General features: G+C 36.8%; 1 protein-coding gene. It reads left to right on the forward strand.

The window, feature by feature from the left end; translation table 11 throughout:
• The first annotated feature begins 11 nt into the window (after window positions 1-11).
• Window positions 12-1,121 (forward strand): Hop family outer membrane protein HopJ/HopK, encoded by a 1,110-nt coding sequence (hopJ, locus tag H7N67_RS07885; protein ID WP_187939617.1) that lies wholly within the window; start codon window positions 12-14, stop codon window positions 1,119-1,121.
• The last annotated feature ends 5 nt before the right edge of the window (window positions 1,122-1,126 follow it).

A 1,126-nucleotide genomic window follows, 5' to 3' on the forward strand; every position in this document is an offset into this window, starting at 1 on the left:
TAGGATCACCCATGCAATTTCAAAAAACCTTATTTTCTTTATCTTTATCTCTATCTTTATTCTTATCTTTTGGTATCGCTGAAGAAAATGGGGCGTATGCGAGCGTGGGGTTTGAATATTCCATCAGTCATGCCGTTGAGCATAATAACCCTTTTTTAAATCAAGAACGCATCCAAACGATTTCTAACGCTCAAAATAAAATCTATAAACTCAATCAAGTCAAAAATGAAATCACAAACATGCAAAACACCTTTAATTACATCAACAACGCTTTAAAAAACAACTCCAAATTAACCCCCACTGAAATGCAAGCCGAGCAATACTACCTCCAATCCACCCTTCAAAACATTGAAAAAATAGTCATGCTTAGCGGTGGAATTGCATCTAACCCACAATTAGCCCAAGCGTTAGAAAAAATGCAAGAACCCATTACTAACCCTTTAGAATTAGCAGAAAACTTAAAAAATTTAGAATTACAATTCAATCAATCTCAAAACAACATGCTCTCTTCTTTATCTTCTCAGATCGCTCAAATTTCAAATTCCTTAAACGCTCTTGATCCTAGCTCTTATTCTAAAAACATTTCAAGCATGTATGGGGTGAGTTTAAGCGTGGGCTATAAGCATTTCTTCACTAAGAAAAAAAATCAAGGGTTGCGCTATTATTTGTTCTATGACTATGGTTACACTAACTTTGGTTTTGTGGGCAATGGCTTTGATGGTTTGGGCAAAATGAATAACCACCTCTATGGGCTTGGGATAGACTATCTTTATAATTTCATTGATAATGCAAAAAAACATTCGAGCGTGGGTTTTTATGTGGGCTTTGCTTTAGCGGGGAGTTCGTGGGTAGGGAGTGGTTTAGGCATGTGGGTGAGTCAAACGGATTTCATCAACAATTACTTGATTAATTATCAGGCTAAAATGCACACGAGTTTTTTCCAAATCCCTTTGAATTTTGGGGTTCGTGTGAATGTCAATAGGCATAATGGCTTTGAAATGGGCTTGAAAATCCCTTTAGCGGTCAATTCCTTTTATGAAACGCATGGCAAAGGGTTAAATACCTCTCTCTTTTTCAAACGCCTTGCGGTGTTTAATGTGAGTTACGTTTATAGTTTTTAGGGGGG

The sequence above is a fragment of the Helicobacter pylori genome, from assembly GCF_014498195.1.
In the GTDB taxonomy this organism is placed as follows: Bacteria; Campylobacterota; Campylobacteria; order Campylobacterales; family Helicobacteraceae; genus Helicobacter; species Helicobacter pylori_DO.

What these genes read in the sequence shown, in the direction of transcription:
- hopJ (WP_187939617.1), top strand. Translation starts at nt 12, where the DNA reads ATGCAATTTCAAAAAACCTTATTTTCTTTATCTTTATCTCTATCTTTA.